This is a genomic window from Streptomyces sp. SLBN-8D4, assembly GCF_049739545.1.
Classification (GTDB): Bacteria; Actinomycetota; Actinomycetes; order Streptomycetales; family Streptomycetaceae; genus Streptomyces; species Streptomyces canus_C.
In genome coordinates, this window is the sequence record NZ_JBMGQC010000001.1 from 2570040 (window position 1) to 2587698 (window position 17659).

15 protein-coding genes are annotated in these 17659 nt (G+C 66.9%); 5 read left to right on the forward strand and 10 right to left on the reverse strand.

Going from position 1 to position 17659, the window contains the following annotated elements:
- Positions 1-25 precede the first annotated feature (25 nt).
- The gene (locus RKD20_RS11285) at positions 26-1549 is read right to left on the reverse strand and encodes an AMP-binding protein (RefSeq protein WP_424877619.1); all 1524 of its coding nucleotides are present in this window, start codon (positions 1547-1549) and stop codon (positions 26-28) included.
- 302 nt (positions 1550-1851) lie between these two features.
- On the opposite strand from RKD20_RS11285, the gene RKD20_RS11290 reads away from it, so the two are divergent.
- The gene (locus RKD20_RS11290; RefSeq protein ID WP_424877620.1) at positions 1852-2391 is read left to right on the forward strand and encodes a GNAT family N-acetyltransferase; all 540 of its coding nucleotides are present in this window, start codon (positions 1852-1854) and stop codon (positions 2389-2391) included.
- 558 nt (positions 2392-2949) lie between these two features.
- Entirely contained in the window at positions 2950-4290 is a 1341-nt protein-coding gene (locus RKD20_RS11295; RefSeq protein WP_424877621.1) for an FAD-binding oxidoreductase, read from the forward strand.
- Positions 4291-4489: 199 nt separating this feature from the next.
- Here RKD20_RS11295 and RKD20_RS11300 read toward each other — a convergent pair whose 3' ends face one another.
- The 6 genes from RKD20_RS11300 to RKD20_RS11325 form a co-directional block, all read right to left on the reverse strand.
- Positions 4490-5860, reverse strand: coding sequence for a hypothetical protein (locus RKD20_RS11300; RefSeq protein WP_424877622.1), 1371 nt, complete (start codon positions 5858-5860; stop codon positions 4490-4492).
- A gap of 246 nt (positions 5861-6106) precedes the next feature.
- Positions 6107-6916: a hypothetical protein gene (locus RKD20_RS11305; protein ID WP_424877623.1), complete on the reverse strand. Its 810-nt coding sequence runs from the start codon at positions 6914-6916 to the stop codon at positions 6107-6109.
- 71 nt (positions 6917-6987) lie between these two features.
- Positions 6988-8268, reverse strand: a complete 1281-nt coding sequence (locus RKD20_RS11310; protein ID WP_424877624.1) for an aspartate aminotransferase family protein — start codon at positions 8266-8268, stop codon at positions 6988-6990.
- A 682-nt stretch (positions 8269-8950) separates the two neighbouring features.
- Positions 8951-10228: a condensation domain-containing protein gene (locus RKD20_RS11315; protein WP_424877625.1), complete on the reverse strand. Its 1278-nt coding sequence runs from the start codon at positions 10226-10228 to the stop codon at positions 8951-8953.
- 33 nt (positions 10229-10261) lie between these two features.
- Positions 10262-10522, reverse strand: a complete 261-nt coding sequence (locus RKD20_RS11320) for an acyl carrier protein (protein WP_078612757.1) — start codon at positions 10520-10522, stop codon at positions 10262-10264.
- A 126-nt stretch (positions 10523-10648) separates the two neighbouring features.
- The gene (locus RKD20_RS11325) at positions 10649-10795 is read right to left on the reverse strand and encodes a hypothetical protein (protein WP_424877626.1); all 147 of its coding nucleotides are present in this window, start codon (positions 10793-10795) and stop codon (positions 10649-10651) included.
- Positions 10796-11151: 356 nt separating this feature from the next.
- Between RKD20_RS11325 and RKD20_RS11330 the strand changes: the two genes are divergently transcribed.
- The 3 genes from RKD20_RS11330 to RKD20_RS11340 all read left to right on the forward strand — a co-directional run bounded on the left by RKD20_RS11330 (position 11152) and on the right by RKD20_RS11340 (position 13781).
- Positions 11152-11835, forward strand: coding sequence for a sulfotransferase family protein (locus RKD20_RS11330; protein ID WP_424877627.1), 684 nt, complete (start codon positions 11152-11154; stop codon positions 11833-11835).
- Between the two features lie 225 nt (positions 11836-12060).
- On the forward strand, positions 12061-13134 hold the full coding sequence (locus RKD20_RS11335) for a hypothetical protein (protein ID WP_424877628.1): 1074 nt from the start codon (positions 12061-12063) through the stop codon (positions 13132-13134).
- Between the two features lie 134 nt (positions 13135-13268).
- Entirely contained in the window at positions 13269-13781 is a 513-nt protein-coding gene (locus RKD20_RS11340; protein ID WP_424877629.1) for an alpha/beta hydrolase, read from the forward strand.
- 155 nt (positions 13782-13936) lie between these two features.
- On the opposite strand, the gene RKD20_RS11345 is transcribed toward RKD20_RS11340, so the two are convergent.
- The 3 genes from RKD20_RS11345 to cysD all read right to left on the reverse strand — a co-directional run bounded on the left by RKD20_RS11345 (position 13937) and on the right by cysD (position 17648).
- On the reverse strand, positions 13937-15271 hold the full coding sequence (locus RKD20_RS11345) for a sulfate adenylyltransferase subunit 1 (RefSeq protein ID WP_424877630.1): 1335 nt from the start codon (positions 15269-15271) through the stop codon (positions 13937-13939).
- Positions 15272-15399: 128 nt separating this feature from the next.
- Positions 15400-16620 (reverse strand): ATP-grasp domain-containing protein, encoded by a 1221-nt coding sequence (locus RKD20_RS11350; RefSeq protein ID WP_424877631.1) that lies wholly within the window; start codon positions 16618-16620, stop codon positions 15400-15402.
- Between the two features lie 95 nt (positions 16621-16715).
- Entirely contained in the window at positions 16716-17648 is a 933-nt protein-coding gene (cysD, locus tag RKD20_RS11355; RefSeq protein ID WP_424877632.1) for a sulfate adenylyltransferase subunit CysD, read from the reverse strand.
- Positions 17649-17659 lie beyond the last annotated feature (11 nt).

Here is a 17659-nt window from a genome sequence, read left to right on the forward strand (position 1 = left end):
CTGTTTCCCTGCACCGGCACCCCACTCAAGCAACAAGTTCCTCGGCCCGCTTCCGCAGTGCCAGTCGGTCGACCTTTCGGTTGGGATTCAGAGGGAATTTGTCCAGGTGAATGTACCGGCGCGGGACCGCGCTACCGGGCAGCACGGCGCGCACAGCATCTGCCAGCGCCGTCTCCGACACCTCGCTGCCGGTGTAGAACACGACCAGCTCCGTGCCGTGCATCGCAGCCCTCACGACGGTGACCGCGTCGCGTACTCCGTCGCAGGCGCGTACCACATGGTCTACTTCCGCCAGTTCGACGCGCCACCCATGCACCTTCACCTGCGAGTCCATGCGCCCGACATAGGCGAGTTCGCCGTCCGGATTCGCGCGGACCCGGTCTCCCGTGCGGTACCAGCGCCGACCGTCCAGTTCGACGAACCGCCCTTCGTCGTCGGCCGGATCGAGATAACCTTCCGTCATTTGCGGGCCCGTGACCCACAACTCACCCTCTACCGACGACTGTTCCCCTTGCTCGGTCACCAGGCGGAAGTCATGGCCGCCATGCACCCTCCCGATCGGCACCGTGCCGTTCACACTGCGCTCCACCGACTGCTCGCCCGACCAACGGTGGTAGGAGATGCCGATCGAAAGCTCGGTCGGTCCGTAACGGTTCTCCAGCTTTGATCCCGGTGCAGCCGCCAGCCAGTCCTTGACGTCCTGAACGCGCAACGCTTCGCCGCCGAAGATCGACCACTTCAGGCCGTCGAGTGCGCCTTTCTCCAGCCCGCCCATCTCGCGGGCCATCCAGATACCGCTCGGCGTGGAGTGCCAGATGGTGACTGCGTTTTCCGCGATGAACGAGGGGAGATCCCGATATGCCGACGACGGTACTACCTGGATCATTGCACCCGAGCCCCACGCGGCGAACACGTCGTGGATGCCGGGGTCATAATTGAGGTCGTAGGTCTGGGCGAGCACGTCATCCGGTCCGAAGTCGCACCGCCTGAGGAGCTGATCGAAATAGTGCGCGAACCCGCCGTGCGAAACCGGGACAGCCTTCGGGATACCGGTCGAACCCGACGTGAAGAGAATGTATGCCCGGTCTGAGAACGCCACTTCGATCGGCGCCGTAAATGCCGGATACGAAGTCACCGGAATCGTCGGAAAACCGTCGGCGAGACCATCGGTGTCGAGTACTCGAACGGGGGTGTCCTCATCGGTGATCTCCGACAGAGCCGCCAGACCGGATTCGTCGGCGATCACCGTGTCCACCCCGGCCACCTTGATCATCCGGCGGCTGAGGGCAGCGGGAAAGCTGGGTTGCAGCGGGACAACGGTGCCGCCCGAGTACAGGACTGCCAGTAGGCCCACATAGCCCGTCATGCTCTTGCCCGCCAGGACTCCCACCGCACGGGGCGCGCCGTCCGCCACCAGCGATCCCGCCCATCGCAAGGCCTTCTCGTGCACCTGCCGATAGGTGATGACCTCTGATCCGATGCGCACGGCGGGACGGTCCGGGGATATTTCCAGTCCATGCATGAATCGCTCGACCAGCGTGAGAGGCATAAGCTTTCCCATTCCCTGTCCCCGGATCGCGGAAGTGTTATTCCGCACGGCGGCCTATTATTATCCTCAAACCGGTAGATTACCGATCGGTGTGGCAATCTGTACTGACACATGCCAGGGCCCGACGGAGTTCCGCCGCGATCGGACTGTTCGCATGAGCTCCGCGACGGGCGGAACGAAGCTCCGGGGCAGATGGCGTCGGCCGGGCGATTGGCCGCACTGCCGGATCCGCGCGGCGCCGAGCTGATCGCAGGCGGGAAGGAACCTATTTCCAGGGCGACTTGGGCTGTTAGCCTACGCGCATGTCACACCTGGGACCCATCGCCTGGCCGCCTGAGCCGATCAAGACCGAAAGACTCGTACTCCGTGAATCCGAGGCCCGCGACCGTGCGGCGTTCATCGATTTGCTGGCGTCGCCGGAAGTGCACACCTATCTCGGTGGCCCCCACGCGCGTGACGAACTTGAGCGCGAGACGCCTGAGGTGCCCGAGCGCTGGCCCGGGAGTTTCGTCGTCGAGCTCGACGGGGCCATGATCGGCCAGATTCTGCTCAGGAGGGCGACGGAGCACCGCCGGCCGGCCGCCGCGGGGAAGGCCGATCTCGGCTACCTGTTCATGCCGCAGGCATGGGGATTCGGGTACGCCGCCGAGGCATGCACGGCCGCACTCGAATGGTTCGACAGTGTGCTGCCCGGCGAGCCGGTGGTGCTCACCACCCAGAGCGCCAACGTCGCCTCGATGCGCCTCGCCGCGAAGCTGGGCTTCACCGAGGTGGAGCGGTTCGAGGCCTGGGACGCCGAGCAGTGGCTCGGCATGCGGCCCCCGGCCACGCCGGCCGCCTGAGCCCGGGATCCCTGAGGCAGGGTGTCCCGAGAGAGTCCCGGGACACCCTGCCTTCCTCATGTGGCCACGGCCCCGTGCTGCTTCGGCCGGCTGACACCGCACTCGACGGCATACCCCGGCCGCACCGGCCTCCGCTGCGCCCTCTGAACACCCCGTGGACGGTCACGACACGGCCCAGGTCCACCGGTCTGCGGCCTCGGACCCGTGATGCGGTCCCTGCATCGCCCGTCCGGAAAATCGTCTGCGCCGCGGGGAGTGATCCTGACCGCTGTCAGTGTGGATACATCCCCCTCGCCAATAACCTACTGCCCTGCGGCACGCTTCAGGCCGCCGCCGACGGACAGAGCAGCAATCGAAGAGTGGCCGGCACCCAGCCGCGGATCATCGGCAGAATCCTGAACCCAGCCTCCTGACGGGCGTGCCCGGCCGTTGAGGCCCCGGGACCGGTACGCGCAGACAGCGGCGCTCGGAGGGCACCCGGTCCGTTCTGAAGGCATCCGCTGGTCCGACCTGATCCGATCCGCTCTGTGCTCTGCTGCAGACCGATGGGGGAATCGCATGGTGACCGCTGCTTTCACCGGGGCTTTCTGGTGGTCCGACGACCGTGGCTTCGCCGACGCCGCGACCTCGCGCGTCTTCAACCAACGACGGCCGGCCCGGCGGCCGGCGGCAGTGCTGCGTGCCGCTCATGCCGCGGATGTGGCAGCGGGAGTGAAAATGGCCGCGGCAGAGGGCTGGCAGGTCGCGGTCCGCTCAGGCGGGCACAGTTGGCCGGCCTGGTCGCTGCGCGAGAACACCCTGCTCATCGACCTCGCCCGATTCACCGGGATGTCCTACGACCCCACCAGCGGGATCGTCGCGACCGGTCCGGCGGTACGCGGCGGCCTGGACCTGGACCCCTACCTGGCCGGGTACGACCGCTTCTTCCCTGTAGGCCACTCCCCCACCGTGGGCCTGGGCGGCTTCCTGCTGCAGGGGGGCATTGGCTGGAACACCCGCGGCTGGGGCTGGGCGGCGGAGTCCATCGAGTCGATGGACGTGATCACCGCCGACGGCGAACTGGTGCGGTGCTCGGAGACGGAGAACGCCGACCTGTTCTGGGCGGCTCGCGGCTCGGGCCCCGGCTTCTTCGGTGTGGTCACCGAGTTCCGACTGCGCACCCGCCCGCGGTTCCGAGAACTGACCAAATCCAGCTACGTCTTCCCTGCCGAACTCACTGCGGAGGTGCTCAGCTGGTACCTCACAGCGCGCCACGACCTGCCCCCGTCCGTCGAGTTGTGCGCGGTCAGCTGCACTCCCCCCGGATCCGACTCCCCGGTGCTGGTCATCGACGCGCTCTCGTTCGACGGCGGGCCCACCTCGTTGGCCGCGCTCAGCACCTGTCCCGTGGCCGACAAGGCCACGACGTCCCAGGTCGCCCAGCCGGTGGCATTCGCTGATCTGCAGACGGAGCAGCTGCGGGCCAACCCCGAACTCCATCGCTACTTCGCGGACAACGCCTTCCTGACCGGTCCCGCTCCCGAGCTGCTCCCGGCGCTGGTACCCGCCTTCACGGCTCTGCCCACGGCCAGGACGTTCACGGTCCTCGGAGACTTCACCCCGCTGCTGTCCCGCCGTCCGCCGGGCATGGCCCTGTCCGTGCAGACCGATCTGTATTTCGCCGCGTACGTGATCGGCGAAATCCCGGAGGAGGACGCCCGGTGCCGTTCGTGGTTGGACGGCACGATGAACCGCGTGGCACCGTATTCCGCGGGCTGCTACCTGGGCGACAGCGACTTCACGGCGCGGCCCGACCGCGTGATGTCCGACGCGGCCTGGTCCAAATACCAGCAGATCCGCGACGCCCGCGACCCTGAAGGCCGTTTTCCCGGCTACCTCGGCGCCCCGTCGCAATCATGAGTGGCCGATCGCCCGGGGCGAGGCGCTGACGCGTGGGCAGCCTGTTGAAGCAGACGGTGGCGGACACCCGGCACATCTCCGCCCGCGACCAGGGTTGCGCCGGGTACGTCGCGGACCGCACCGCAGCGACCAGGTACCCCACAAGATCACCACGACCTCGGGTCGGCCCCGGTCGCGTCAGCCACGCCCTGGCCGGGCATCACCGCCCGTGCCTGCCGGCGGAACGCAGTGACCGCTCCGTCTCGCGGTAGCGACTGCTGACCGTCTGCCGGGACAGGGTCGCCAGCATGTAGTCCTCAGAAGGACGCTCGCTCATGCCCAGGTCGAGCGCCAACCGCTGGTGAACGCGGTTGTACCGGCCTTCAAGGCGTCGGATCGCGGCCCGGAGCATATCCGGATCCTCGTGGAAGTGGATCCGCCCCTGGGACTGCAGCCACACGCTCCCGCTGCTGTACTTCGCCACGGACAGGGCTCCGGCGGGGTTCCTTCGCAGGACCAGGGAGTCACGCTTCCTGACGAGGAACGAGATTCGAGCCTCCCCTTCGACGTCCACGAGATCGAACCCGATGTTGCGGCAGCGCAGGAGGCCGTGCTCGTCGAAGCAGGCAAAGTGTCCGTAGGTGGGGTGCACCGAGCGATATTCGCTCTCCTTGGCACGGCGCGTCATACCGAGGATGGCCAGCTCGTCACGGGCCTCACTCGGATCGGACTCACCCTCCGGGGAATCCTCGTCCGTCGTCCAGAAGCGATCGTGGGATTTCCGTGCGGGCAGCTGGGAAAGATCGGCATCGCTGTATCTCGGCGCCAGCTCCTGGACGTAAGGGGCGGATCGATGCACGGGGTGGTCCCCGAGCTCATTGCGCACACGGTAGGCCAGGATCTCCAGCCGAATTCGCTCGTTCCGTTCCCGCTGGTCCCAACTCGTGTAGTTGCCGTCCACGTGCTCGCCGATCCTCGGCTTGCTGTACATCCCGGCCAAGGTTCGTATCAGTTCGCGGTCGGCGTCCGGCGACTGCCTTGCGAATCCACCCACTTCGAAGGACATCTCGTTCCCGATGCCGGCCGACACGGACAGCGCGACCATCGGGTCAAGAGCCGTAGCCCTTGCCTTGATCCTGTTCTCCACCGTGCTCATGACCACGTTGCCGCCGGTCGTGGTCGCCCAGACGGGTGTGACGCTCACGGCGCCCTGCCCTGTGTGCACGGCGAGGTGAGCGTAGGGGCGATTGGGGCTGGGAAGATGGTTGGCCCGACCGTACGGTGGCCGCAGAAGAGAACGCTCATCGGCAGTCAGCGGCAGGCTCTCCACGTGTCCGAGCAACTCGGAAATCCTGTGTGCGCGCCGCTTGATTTCGTCGCGCGCCGCACCGGCAGCGGCCAGCTCGTCCCCGGAGAGGTTCCGACGCTGTGCAGCCTCTGTGAACAGGTGCGTCGATTCGGTGCCGGGTGCCCGACCGAGCTCCGCCGTCACTCGCCGGTCGTACCCGTCGGAGTTCCACTGAACCAGGCTCTCCGAATCTCCGTCGGCAAGCGGTCGTGGAACAGAAGACATCTCGCGTGACTGTTGCATCTGCACACTCTCCTCGGGCTGGAGACAGGGACTGAGCGTTGTCGACACCCGCGCTCCGTCGAGTGGAGACCATCCGGGACCGACGACCGGACTTCTCAGATGACGGCATCCGATCGGCCGAGGCTGATGCACAGGTGATCCGCAGAGTCCGGCCGGGCAGAGCCGGCGAGGCGCTCCCAGCCGGAGTGCCCCCTCGGCTTCAGCCGGGAGAGCAACCGTCGTTGACTGGGCAACCGGCCTGTCGGGTCAGTCCAGCCAACTCAGGAAGGTCGTCAGCTCTTCCCGCAACTGGACCACGGACGGTCGCTCCACCTCGATCTCGGTCACGGCCTGATCGCCGACCGGTGAGGTCCGGTAGACGTTCGTGAACTCCTCCGCGGCGGGCTGCTGAAGGACGAGCGACGCTGCGGCCTTACCGGCAGACCGAGAGATGCAGTGCAGAATCTCGTGATTGATGTGGTAAACCGTTCCCGCCGGCATGACCGCCTCGAACGCGGCGTACAGCTGCTCTTTGCCCTGCTCCTCCAGGGAGAAGGTGTTGCCCTGTCCGATCGGCCGGTACTTGAAGTGGCAGTACTCGACCCCGGGACCGATCTTGAACTCCTGAGCGAAGTACTCACCGATCACCAGCGCGGTCGTGAAGTCCCACCGATGCGAGTGGATGTCCTCGGTGATGATTCCCGAGGTGTTCGGCTGCGGATGCCACACATGGAGGCGCAGCTTCCAGGGATTCTTGTCCCCGGCGAGCAGCACGACCTTCAGGAAATTGTTTGCGTGGTAGTACGAACGCGCGGCGACCTCGGCAAGGGCGGCGTCGTCAGAGATGATCTGTCCGATCAGAGATCGCAGCTCTCCTGGCTCGGAAAGTTGACGGACCACCGACTCCGACCCCTGGAAGGTCGAGCCGCCTCCGCTGCCCACGACCAGTTCCAGCTCGTCCTTTATATCCTGCAGGGTCGCCTCCGACGAAACCCGCACCATGGCCTGTGTCTCCCTTTGTGGATACTGACGATCCTGTGACTCGATATGCATAGGAAAGTGAACCTTGTTCAGCACGTTGCCCTCCTCCCTCGACCCGCTTGCCGGCCGGGAGCTACTCGGTCCGGAAAGCGGTCAGGGATTCCGGGTCAACCACGGGCCGCAGCGGTGACGTCGACAGCGGTCCCGATCGCCTGGAGGATCTCCTCCGTATCGGCGCCGGTGAGCGTCAGCGGGGGCGCGATCCGGATCACGCCACGCTCGTGGCGTGCCAGGACGCCTGCTCGGGCCATGGCCGCCGCGATGGCGTCGCCTGACTCGGCACTGTCCGCCTCGATGGCGACCACCAGCCCGAGTCCGCGGACGTCGGTGACGAGCGGGCTCGACGCCAACTCGCCCAGGCCCTCCAGCAGCGCGGCGCCCTGGGCGGCCGAGTTCTCCACCAGCTTCTCGTCGGCCATGACGTCGAGCACGGTGTTCCCGACGGCGGCCGCAACGGCGTGGCCGCCCGTCGTGTGCCCGTAGCGGAGCCCCTGGGCGATCGGCTCCCGGACAAAGGTCTCCTTGATCGACGAGGTGACCGTCACGGCGGCCAGCGGGAGGTACCCGCCGCTGATGCCCTTGCTCATGGTGACGATGTCCGGCGTAATCCCGTCGTGGTCGAATCCGAACATCCGGCCGGTGCGGCCGAATCCACAGAACACCTCATCGAGGATGAGCAGCGTTCCGTGCTGGTCGCACAACTGCCGGAGCCTGGCGAGGAATCCCTCGGGAAAGACGACGCACCCGCCGAGACCGAGCAGCGGTTCGACCATGACCGCCGCAGCGGGCGGGCCGGCCTCCAGTGCAGCGGCGAACAGCCCGATCAGCGCGTCGGCAGCCTCCTGGGTACGCATGTCGCGAGGCGACGCCGGCAGGGAGACGTGGTCGATCGGGAAGGGCGGGGCCCACTCACTGACCGTGAACGGCAGCCCCGAGAGCTGCTGGGCCAGGTAGGTGGTGCCGTGGTACGCGGCCTCGAAAGTGATGACTCGGTCGCGGTCCTCGCCCTTGTTGCGCCAGAACTGCAGAGCGATCCGCAGGGCCGCCTCTGTGGCCTCCGAGCCGCTGTTGAGCAGCACCGTCTCGTTGAGCTCACCCGGCAGGGTCTCCGCCAGCCTGGAGGCCAGTGTCTCGGCGGGATCGTGGCTGGACACCATGGGGTCGTAGTGGACGAGCTGCTCCAGCTGCCGGGTCGCGGCCTCGATCAGCCGCGGATGTCCGTGCCCGCAGGAAGCGTTCAGCACACCGGAGATGCCGTCCAGGTACCAGTTGCCCTCCGCATCGCGGACGCGATTGCCCTTTGCTTCGACGATCCGCAACGAGTGGGCCTGTTGGGTGATCGGCGTCCAAGGCCGCCACAGCGAACTCGGTGCAGTGGATTTTTGCATGTCTGAACACTCCAGGAGACGGATCATCGGGTTTTCAGGGTCCGTGGCGGAACACTCGACATTGCCCGGCCGAGCCACTGGCACCACCCCTGCGGCTTCGTGGCCGATATGTTCGATTCATGGGGGACAGCGTCAACAGCCGGGCCGCGGCGACGAGTACGGAAATTGACGCAGTCAGTCAAAATTCCCGCCGCTTTGATCGCCGGTCCCATATCTGCAGCATCAAGCCGACTCGATTATGAGAGTCAGAAACGGCACCGCATTCGTGCCTGTTAGAACTCGAAATCAGTTTGCCAGAGCTCCGTCCCCGTGAGTCCCAACAAGTAACAGGATCGGCGATTTTGACCAACCGTATCGATCACGCTCGCTCGGGCGGCCCGGCAGAAAACCGCGGGATTTCGGAACTCAGAGGCGTTGTGGCCCGATCCTCGGCGGCTGCGGGACCGGCACACCATCAGCACCGCCTCGATCGCCTCGGGTCACCGCTCATCGACTTGACACCCTCTACCCTTCGTACTTGCGGCCGCCGGTCCGCACGACCGCCGCCCCGGGCCCGATCGGCGGCGCGACCGCGGCCGTGTGCCTCGTTCGCCGTTCTGCGGCAGGTCATGGACTTGCCACGGCTGCGGGCCGGTCGGTCTGCAGCCGTCCGGGGTCCAGCCTGCGCTTCGCGACGGACAGGCTAGGCGGTGGTTGCCGAGAGGACGAACCTCTGGGCTGCTTCGAGGAGTTCCTCCACAGCCGCGTCCGGGAAGTAGTTGCTGTTGTACTCCGCAACGAGCCTTGGACCCGTCTCGTACAGGTTCCACGAGACGATCACGGTCTCGTCCCAGACCTTGTCGCCGGGAAAGCCGAGTTCGACGTACTCCACTTCGGTACCGGTGAACCACGGCGTGTAGTACGTGGACCTCGGGCGCTCGTTGAGTTCGAGATAGAGTCCGGCGGCCGCTCGGCCGACCCCCGTCAGCGCTTCGTTCCAGGCCCTCCCTGCAACGGTGAGCGGAAGTGCGTACTCGAAGACGTCATGGGTTCGCTGGAACACCTCCTGGACCGATTCAAGGGGACTCGTGACCCGGCGTCCGAGATGCAGCGGAACGGTTTGGGCGAACAGCCCAGCCGTCTCCGAGGTACCTGGCAGACCGCGACCGTGATGAGTGACGGAGATCCCCGCCGTGGGATCGTCGGCGACTTCCCTAACACCCGCAAGAATTCCGGTGGATACCGTTGCGAAGGGCGTCACCCGGGCTTGCCGCGAGAGCGCGTCCACCCGCGCCTTGGCATCCGCAGGGAGGGCGCGGTCGATAACCTTGTATTGGTATTCTCCGGCGTGTTTGGCGTCGGCCATAAAGGGCGGAGGGTACGCCCCGAACTCATCAGTGTATGAGCGCCAGAATTCTTTGCGCTCTTCTCCCCACTCACCGGAGAACAGGCGGCGCTGCTCCGCAGCGAACATGTGATAGCCGTTCACGCCCGTCGCATCACCGGTATCGCCGGCCAGGGCCCGGTCGTAAAATTCCTTGAAATCCGCCCGGATACGATTCCAGGAGAGCAGATCGGTCATGATGTGGTCCATCGCGACACCGAGGAGGTACCTTCGCTCGCTGCGCTGCACGAGGGCGATGCGCGAGAAGCCCGGGCCGTCCAGACTGAAGGGAGTGCCGAGGAAGCTGCGCATCAGCTCGATCGCTTCGTCGTCCGTCTCCGCCGTGTGGAACTCCACCTCGCTCAGAGCGTCGGCGTGTGTGCGAGCCTCGTCCGCCGAGACATATGTCCTGCGGAGGGCGTCGTGATGCCGACAGACCCGCCGCCAGGCAGCACGGACCGCAGTTAGGTCCAATGTCCCGGTTATCCACACGGTCCGGTAAAACAGATTGTGCCAGTCGGCGAACTCTCCGGTCAGTCTTGCCTTTTCTGCGAGCGAAGTCGGTCCCAGGGAGGCCCCGACATGAGATACTGTCACATCTGACCTTCGGGTGGGTGACGCTTGAATGCGTCAGCGGTTGATATCAGGCCCGCTTGCCGATTCCGGCACCAGCTTGCCCTCCAGGAAATCCGAGAGGCTTCGCGGCGAAGCGTGGGAGAATACGTCACGCAGCTTCACCTCGACACCGAAAGCTCGGTGGATTTCACCGATGATCTGCAATATGTGCAGCGACGTCCCACCGCTCTCGAAGTGATCAGAGTTCTCGTCGAGGTTGGGGTTGCCGAGAACCTGCTGCCATATGTTGGTCAGGATTACGGTACGTTCTGACATCTCTCCCCATAACGTAGGTTCCTGTCGGAACTCCACAGCATCGCCGCGTGCTCTCCGGTGTGCACGTCGTTCAAGGCGGCGGAATGCAAGTTAGCGGTCGGCACGATGCGCGTGTACTGACAGCAGTCAGGGCTTGCCGACGCCGCGCGCCCGCGCGGACATCCGGTCGACTCGTGTCCTCGGCCAGTGCGGCAGCTGTGGGCCGGTGATGCCGGCCGCGACGAGATCCGCGACGGCTTCGGCGTCTTCCGCCGGCCCGTCGAACAGATCCACCGCGAGATCGTCTTCCGGGGCGGCGAAGCCCGGTTCTCCGGCGGCCGCCGCCGTGGACCGCGTCGGCCACCCGCCGGTGAAGGCGTTCTGCGTGGATTTCTCCGGCCACTCGGGGAGATCTGAAGTCCCGACCGGTTGGGCGCATCACAGGTTCTCGACCGGCGAAACCTGGCCTGAATCTTCGGTTTCCAGAACCGCCCCTGCGAAATACGACGCGCTTCTGTTCTCCGCGGAGCGAATAGGAAGCACTCCGGTACTGGCACCTGTCAGTACACCATTTCATGGGCGCCGTCTATTGTGCTTGGCACAGGAGTAGATCATGACCATATCATTCACGCCGAGTGTGAGTAGGTTACATGAAGATCATTGGGGCGGGCCTGCCGCGCACTGCGACGCTCACTCAGAAGATCGCGCTTGAAATGCTGGGATTCGGCCCCTGCTATCACATGGTCTCGATACCCACCGATCACAACCACATGTCCAAGTGGATATCCGCCTACGAGGGCGCCCCGGACTGGGAAGCGATATTCTCTGGATTCTCGGCGGCGGTGGATTACCCGGCATCGTTCTATTACCGGGAATTGGCCGAGGCTTATCCGGAAGCGAAGGTCCTGCTCAGTGTGAGAGACGGGCACTCGTGGGCCCGCAGTATCCGGGACACGATCTGGGGCCTTACGTACGGCGACACGGTGGGCCGTCACCTGGCAGCGGCCGTGGAGGCCGCCGATCCCGACATCCGTCGGCACACGGCGATGCTGCGGGGCATGTACAACCGGGCCGAGCTGTTCGGCCCCAACCCCGAGGTCTTCGACGAGGACGTCGTGGCCGCGGGTATGGAGCGGCACATCAAGGAGGTGCGCGCACACATTCCAGCCGAGCGACTGCTGGAATGGTCGCCGAAGGACGGCTGGGAGCCGCTCTGCGCCTTCCTGGACGTTCCCGTCCCGGAGGCGCCCCTGCCGCACGTCAACAGCTCCGCGGTCTTCAACGAGCAGCACATCGAGGGGTCGCTGCACGTCCTTCAGAAGATGAACCTGTAGCCCGCCGCCCCGGAGCAGAGTCACACCCGCAGCCGATCCTCTTGCAGAGTGCTCCTGGGCTCCTCCTGTCCGAACTGCCTGCCGTCGCCGGCCGGCCTGGGCCGTCTCTCGGCAGCACCCCTCGGCGCGGTGGCAGGCGGGGTTCACGCCCCGACGGCGCCTCCAGGACGGCCGGGGAACGGATGTGCCGGCACCTTGGACACCGGATCACGGAGGGCTGGATACATGGCGATCGGCTTCACCTCGGCTGTCGCGGACTTCGACCAGAAGCAGTTCGACGCTCTCGACACAACCGCTGGTTTCGCGTCCTCGTACACCCGCCTGCTTCAGAAGGAGCAGGACCCCAGGTGGATCAGCCGCTACCTCTGGTGGACCGACGACGACCGGCTGAGGGCGGCCATCCCGGTCTACCGGTCCCGCATGAGCTCATGGCCGGACCCCAGATACGACCCGCGTTCATGGGGCCTGCCGGACGGAGCCGGAGACGACTGCACACCCCAGGCGTCGCTGCTGGTCGGCGGATGCGGCGACCGGCGCACCGGTCTGCACGTCGACGTGGAATCCAGGACACCGGACACTCTGCGAAGTCTCCTGGTCGAACTCGCCCGGATCGCCGCGGACGAAGACCGCTGTCTGGTGTTCCCCTACATGCACGCCGATGCCCGGAAGGCGCTGGACGCGGCCACCGATGACCTCATCGCCTGGGTCGAACTGCCACGTGAGGCCCACGTGTTCGGTCTGGCCGATCCTGAGTGGGAGAACAGACTTCCCCGCCGGGTGCGGAGGACGTTCCGCCAGGACCGACGCAGGATCGCGGCGACACCGGTGACAGATGGAGTGGCGGGCGGCGGGGCGTTGTCCTGGGACGAAGCCCGCCCCTGGGCTGCCGAACTGATTTCCCGCCAGCACACCGCCAAAGGCGACCCTGAGCCACCCGAGTTCGTGGATTTCCGCTATTCCGATCTGCAGGAAAATCCTGACGTCGACGTCCTTGTGTTCACCGCTCGGTCGCCCACCTTGTGCGGTGTGGCGACAGCCGTGGTGTGGGCGGACGAGATGGAGGTGTGCGAATTCGGGCTGTCCGGCGAGAACGATGAAGAACACCTTGCGGTGTACATCAGCGTGGGTTTCCACCAGCCGTTCCAGTACGCACAGGCCCGGGGAATCAACCACCTGCGCTACGGCAGGACGTCGGAGGCGCCCAAAGCCATCCGGGGCGCCGTCTTCACGGAGAATTCCAACGGTGTCCTCGGCATCGACGAAACGAAGCGGCTCGCCCGCCGGGGCCCAGATGGCTGACCACCCGCCCCTGTCGAACCCGAGCCATCGCGTAGAAACAGGATGAGGAAATGACGGACGAGAACAGCAAGCCCAACAGGCGGTCTGTGGTCATAGCGCCCGGCAGGGTCTACGGTCCGGGCACGTCACTGCTGATGTTCAACCGGGAGGCGGCGGCACGCCGCGAGGCGTTCATGTACCCGGTCGAGTGGGATCTCGGCGCCGGGGACCTGGACTCTGATGACGTAGACGCAATGATCATCGCGCGGGTGACCTCAGCGGTCAAAGAACTGACGGCAGTCGGCGCCGGCGACACGGTGATCATCGCCAAGTCGCTCGGCTGTCGAGCGGCACCCGTGGCGGCCGAACACAGTCTGCCTGCCATCTGGTTCACGCCGTTTCTGGCCAACTCACCGGTCGCTGAGAAGATCATCAAGGGGCTGGAGCAGAGCGCCGCGCCCTTCCTGCTCGTCGGCGGGACAGCCGACGAGTTCTGGGACGGTGACATCGCCCGGTCGCTCACTCCGCATGTGGTCGAGGTCGCCGGCGCCGATCACAGCATGTTCGTGCCCGGTCGTCCCCTCAAGGAATCCGCCGATGTGCTCGGCGAGGTGGCGACAGCGGTGGAGCAGTTCCTCGACAACGTCGCCTGGCCTGCGACCCGCTGACGCCGAAGGGCACGTGACCCACCGGCTGGTGCCGGACGGTCAGGACCGCCGCCCCGAACCGAGACCGCCCCGCCGCCGACCGGCCGACGCACGCATCACCCCTGAGCCGTGTCGGCGGCCACGTCGGCGAGGGCGGCGAACGCGCCCGGCTCAGCTCAGAACCCCCACCCCTCGTCGCCCTGCACGGTCTGCACGGCAGGGGCCGTGAAGGCGGTGCCCGCCATGCCGGCGGTGAGCGTGGTGCCGTCGGCCGGATCGATGAGCAGGAAGGATCCGGTCCGGGGGGAGTCGGCGTAGGCGTCCATGGGCAGTGGTTCCGCGGTGCGCACATGCACCCGGCCGATGTCGTTCGCCCTCAGCAGCCTCGGGCTGAGGTGGTCGGAGAGGTCCTCCAGGGTCAGCCGGGAGGGGATCTCCCTGACGATCGCCTTGACGATGCGAGTCGCGTGCTTGAGCAACACCCGCTGCCCCACCGTCAGTGAGGTGTCGGCGACGTGGCAGACGGTGGCCTCGATGTCCTGGGTGAGGGCGGGCGCATCCGCCGTGGGCACGATGAGGTCGCCGCGCGAGACGTCGATGTCGTCCTCCAGGAGCACCGTCACCGACTGCGGGGCGCACGCCACGTCGACCGCCTCGCCGAGCCGGTCGATGCCCATGATCTTCGTCGTACGTCCCGAGGGCAACAGGGTGACGGCCTCGCCGATGCGGAAGGTGCCGGTGACGAGCTGGCCGGCGCAGCCGCGATAGTCGGTGTGCTCGCTGGTCTGCGCGCGGATCACGTACTGCACGGGGAACCGTGCTTGGCAGGCGGTCAGGCCGTCGCTGACCGGTACCGTTTCCAGGTGTTCCAGCACGGTCGGACCGTCGTACCAGTCCATGTGGGCGTGAGGCTCCACCACGTTGTCGCCCACCAGCGCCGAGATGGGGATCGCCGTGATCTCGCGGCTCCCCAGCGCCGAGGCGTACTCGGTGAACTCCTCGGCGATCGCCGCGAAAACGGCCTCCTCGTAGCCGACGAGGTCCATCTTGTTCACGGCCAGCACCACGTGCGGCACCCGCAGCAGCGCGGCGATCGCGGCGTGGCGGCGGGTTTGTTCGACGACGCCTTTGCGGGCGTCGACCAGGACGAGGGCGAGGTCGGCGGTGGAGGCGCCGGTGACCATGTTGCGGGTGTACTGCACGTGGCCGGGGGTGTCGGCGAGGATGAACCGGCGCTTCGGGGTGGCGAAGTAGCGGTAGGCCACGTCGATGGTGATGCCCTGTTCGCGCTCGGCGCGCAGGCCGTCGGTGAGCAGCGCCAGGTCCGGGGCCTCCTGACCGCGGCTCTTCGAGACGCGCTCGACGGCCTCCAACTGGTCGGCGAGGACCGACTTGGAGTCGTGCAGCAGCCGTCCCACGAGGGTGGACTTGCCGTCGTCGACGGAGCCCGCGGTGGCGAACCGCAGCAGGGTGGTGGCCGGAAGCTGCTCGGCCGCGGTGGTCCTGGACATCAGAAAGGTCCTTCGCAGTTGTGGTCTTCCGCCACCGTCTGCGAGCCATGGGCAGCGCGGTGGCGCGCTCATCGACGCGCCCCTCGGCCGCCGATACGGGGAGGCTCCCCGGGAAGAGCGCGGCTCGCTCAGTCGGCCGCCTCGTAGACGACCCGCGCGGTGAACCAGTCGGCGAGCCGTCGCATGCGGTCCTCGACCTCCTGTTCGTCCGCCCCGGAGACGACCGCGAGACCGGCCCACAGATGCGTGCCCTCGGTGGTGTCGGGCAGGACCGTGCCGGGACCGGCGGTGACCTCGGAGTACACCACGCCGGGCCGGTCCAGGACCTCGCGGTCGGAGGGCACGGCGCGTATGAGGCCCGGTTGTGCGGACAGGAGCATGCCGCCGAACACTGTGCCGTCGACGTGGCCGGGGAAACCGGTGACGCCGGAGGGACGGCCGGTCGCCAGCCTGGCCCACACGTCGTGCAGCCGGACGCCGAAGGCACGCTCGATGACCTCGTCGGTCCGGCCTCCGCCCACGCGCGCCCCGCATTCGCCGAATACGATGTCTCCGTCCTCGGCGTGCTGGAAAACCTCCAGGTGGAAGATCCCGTCGTGGTGCCCGAGCGCCTTGAAAGCCGCTTCGGCCAGCGCCCCGACCTTCGCGTACAGCTCCGGGTGAGCGCGTGGCGGCAGCACGATGTTGGCCACCAGCCCGCCGCTGTGCACCTCGATCAGGTTCTGCACGTACCGGGAGATCGACAACAGCCGCAGCTCCCCGCCCTCCACGAACCCGTCGACCTGGAACTCGACGCCGGGCACGTACTCCTCCAACAGCCAGGGCCCGCCGGTGGCGGCGACCACCGGCTGCCGGAGGACGGCGGCCAGGTCCTGCTCGTCGGCGACCAGAAACGTGTTCCGGGCCCCGGCGCCGTCCAGTGGCTTGAGCACCTGTGGGAACGACGGCAGTACGGCCGCGGCACCGGGCGCCTCCAGCACGGCGCAGTCGGCGGTCCGCACCCCGGCCTCCCGGACGGCACGCTTCTGGATGAATTTGTCGCGCATCGCCAGCGCCCGGGCGATCGCTGTCGCGTCGCCCGAGACCGCCGCCGCGTCGAGGAGGCAGAACTCCATCCCGCTGCACACGACGTCGAAGACATCGGGGGCCAGGCCGGCCCGGTCGAGTCCGGCCAGCACATCGGTGCTGCGGGCCGGATCGGACACCACCACCGCGCGTGCGCCCATCGCGCGGACGGCCGGTGCGTCGGCGGGTTTCACCGCGCAGGTCACGGCCGCCCCGGAGCGGATGAGCGCGGCGATGGCCGGGTACATCCAGCCAAGGTGGAGGACGGCCGGCGCTTGCTGCATATCAGCACTCTCCAAGAGACGAGACGTATCGCGTGGATGGGACTTGTACGAAAGGAGCGCCCGAAGCGTCGGCCTCGGCGCCGTAGCGTGGCCGGTCAGAAGTAGCCGTCACGCTTGCGGTCCTCCATCGCGGCGTCGGAAAGTCTGTCGTCGGCACGCGTCGCACCCCGTTCGGTGAGCCGGGAAGCCGCGATCTCGGTGATCACTTCGTCCAGCGTGGTGGCCTCGGAGTCCACGGCACCGGTACAGGACATGTCGCCGACGGTGCGGTAGCGCACCAGTCGGACCTCTGTCGGTTCGCCCTCCTTCGGGCCGCCCCACTCGCCCGCGGTCAGCCACATCCCCGAGCGCCGGAACACCTCACGCTCATGCGCGAAGTAGATCCGAGGCAGCTCGATGCCCTCGCGGGCGATGTACTGCCACACGTCCAGCTCGGTCCAGTTGGACAGCGGGAAGACCCGTACGTGCTCGCCGGGAGCGTGCCGTCCGTTGTACAGCTGCCACAGCTCGGGGCGCTGCTTGCGGGGATCCCAGCCGCCGAACTGGTCGCGCAGCGAGAACACCCGTTCCTTGGCCCGGGCCTTCTCCTCGTCGCGCCGTCCGCCGCCGAACACCGCGTCGTACCGGCCCGTCTCTATGGCGGCCAGGAGCGGCTGTGTCTGCAGCGGATTACGGGTGCCGTCCGGGCGCTCCCGCAGCTCTCCGCGATCGATGAACTCCTGTACGGAGGCGACGTGCAACCGCACCCCGTGTTGCTTGACGACACGGTCCCGAAAGGACAGCACCTCGGGAAAATTGTGCCCCGTGTCGACATGCAGCAGCCCGAACGGCAGCGGGGCCGGCGTGAAGGCCTTCAACGCGAGGTGCAGCATGACCATGGAGTCCTTGCCACCCGAGAAGAGGATCACCGGCCGCTCGAACTCGCCGGCCACCTCGCGGAGGATATGTACGCCTTCCGACTCGAGTACGTCCAGATGGGGGTCCCGACCGAGAACACGCACATCTGGAGAGGAGTGCACGCCGCTCATTGATCACCCTC